General features: G+C 61.9%; 3 protein-coding genes. 2 read left to right on the top strand and 1 reads right to left on the bottom strand.

Features of this window, described 5'->3' with window-relative positions:
* Positions 1-673: type II secretion system F family protein (locus tag RMO25_RS11315; protein ID WP_309662706.1), on the top strand; the 673-nt coding region annotated here is incomplete at its 5' end.
* A gap of 168 nt (positions 674-841) precedes the next feature.
* Complete coding sequence (locus RMO25_RS11320; RefSeq protein WP_309662707.1) at positions 842-1132, top strand: hypothetical protein; 291 nt, start codon at positions 842-844, stop codon at positions 1130-1132.
* A 101-nt stretch (positions 1133-1233) separates the two neighbouring features.
* On the opposite strand, the gene glyS is transcribed toward RMO25_RS11320, so the two are convergent.
* On the bottom strand, positions 1234-2299 hold a 1066-nt coding region (gene glyS / locus RMO25_RS11325; RefSeq protein ID WP_309662708.1), incomplete at its 5' end, for a glycine--tRNA ligase subunit beta.

A 2299-nucleotide genomic window follows, 5' to 3' on the forward strand; every position in this document is an offset into this window, starting at 1 on the left:
CATCCGGGCCAAGGATCTGGCCTATTTCATCATTCTTGCCAAGTTCGTGCTGCCGCTCGTCATCGGCACCAGCGTGGTGCTCGCGCTCTACGTGTTCGACGTTCGCCCCGATTGGGGTGCGATCAAACGCTACGGCGCGACCGCAGTCTCGTTCTTGCTGTCGTACAAGGCGCCCGACATCTGGCTCAGCAACAAGGTCAAAAAGCGCAGCCACGCGATCCGCAAGGGCCTGCCCGACGCACTCGATCTGCTCGTCATCTGCGCCGAAGCCGGCCTGACCGTCGACGCCGCCTTTGGCCGGGTCGCCAAGGAATTGGGCAAGGCGTACCCCGAACTGGGCGACGAATTCGGCTTGACCGCGATCGAGCTCGGCTTCCTCAACGAGCGCCGCCAGGCGTTCGAGAACTTCGCCACCCGGGTCGATCTCGACGCGGTGCGCGGGGTTGTCACGACCATGATCCAGACCGAGAAATATGGTACGCCTCTGGCTAGCGCGTTGCGCGTCCTGTCGGCCGAATTCCGCAACGAGCGGATGATGCGCGCCGAGGAGAAAGCGGCACGCCTGCCAGCGATCATGACCGTACCGTTGATCCTGTTCATCCTGCCGACCCTGTTCATCGTGATCTTGGGCCCGGCCGCCTGCTCGATCAGCGACAGCTTCATCAACGGCTAGTCGAAAACAGACTTGTGGGGGAGAACCGCCGTCGCTCGAAAGTGCGGCGGCGGTTTGCTGTTGGGAGGGATTTGGCGTCGCTCGAAAGAGCGGCGGCGGTTTGCATTTGGGAACGGTTTCGCGCCACCAACGGTTTAGGCTGCGAAACGACATGTCAGGGAGGCCCAAATGCTCAACTTCGACCCCAACCAGGTGGTGATTTACGCGCTGGTATTCGTGCTCGGCCTGCTCATCGGCGGGTTCCTGTTCACCGGCGGCGGCCGCAAGTGGAAAGGCCGCTACAACGCCGAAGTCGATCGTCGCAAGGAATTGGAATCGCGCCACGTCGCGGCCGAGAAAGACTGGCGCGAGCAGGAGAGCTTGCGCAACGCTGCCGCCAAGGATCGCCCGGTAGTGGTCGATCGCGATCCGGTGATCGATCGCGATAACGATGGGGTCGATGACCGGCGCGAGGTTTGATCGCCAACCGTCATCCCGGGCCTGACCCGGGACCCGCCTTTTATTCGATTCCACCGGCGAAGGCAGGCAGGCCCCGGATCAAGTCCGGGGTGACGGCCTTTCTACCCCCCGATTTTCGAGAAATCCGCGACGGCATGAACCGCATCGCGGAACCGTGCGAGCAGGCTGAGGCGACGCGCGCGGACGCCAAGGTCGGGATCGTTGACGATCACATGCTCAAAAAACGCATCGATCGGCGCGCGCAGTGAGGCGAGCGCGGACATCGCGGCGGTGAAGTCTTCGGCCTGGATGGCGGCGGTGGCGGTGGGGTCGGCGATATCGAGCGCGGCGGCCAGCGCGGCTTCCTCGCTTGCCATATCGCCGTCACCCCGGACATGATCCGGGGTCCAACTGCCTTCTTCCCTCTTGAGAATATTCGCGGCCCGCTTGTAGCCAATTAAAAGGTTACCCCCTTCCCCGGTTTCAACAAACGCCTGCAGTGCCTTCACGCGGGCAAGCAACCGAACAAGATCATCCTCCCCGCCAAGCGCAAAAACCGCGTCGATCAGGTCGTGCCGGACACCCGCCTCGCGTTGCTGGACCTTTAGGCGGTCGGCGAAGAAGTCGAGAAGTTCGAAGGACTGAGAGTCGTGCTCACCAAGACCGGTGCGGGTGCCTTTCCCTCTTAATAAGCCACCCGAACCTTTCAGATTCTTCTTCCACGTCTCAGACAAACGTTCGATCGAAAAATCAGCCAACGTGAGAAGCGGCAATCTAACTTCATTTTCGATCAAAACTCGGATCGCTCCCAGAGCTGATCGGCGAAGCGCAAACGGATCCTTCGAGCCAGTGGGCACTTCTCCGTAGAAGAAAAATGCAACGAGGCTATCCAGCTTATCCGCAAGACTCACTGCCACGGTCACCGGCGCGGTCGGCACGTCGTCGCCCTGCCCGACCGGCTTGTAATGGTCGCGGATGGCGTTGGCGATGGCGTCGGGTTCGCCTTGGGCGCGGGCGAGGTGGCCGCCGATGACGCCCTGCAATTCGGGGAATTCGCCGACCATGCCGGTGACGAGGTCGGCCTTGCACAATTCGGCGGCGCGCTTGGCGTCGGCGGGTGAGCAGCCTTTCACTATACCTTCGGTGACCAGCCATTCGGCGAGCTTGGCAACACGGACAATCTTGTCG

This window comes from Sphingomonas sp. (assembly GCF_031361285.1).
Lineage (GTDB): Bacteria > Pseudomonadota > Alphaproteobacteria > Sphingomonadales > Sphingomonadaceae > Sphingomicrobium.

Bases quoted from the DNA above. Each gene is read 5' to 3' on its own strand.
- RMO25_RS11320 (WP_309662707.1), top strand. From the start codon at position 842: ATGCTCAACTTCGACCCCAACCAGGTGGTGATTTACGCGCTGGTATTC.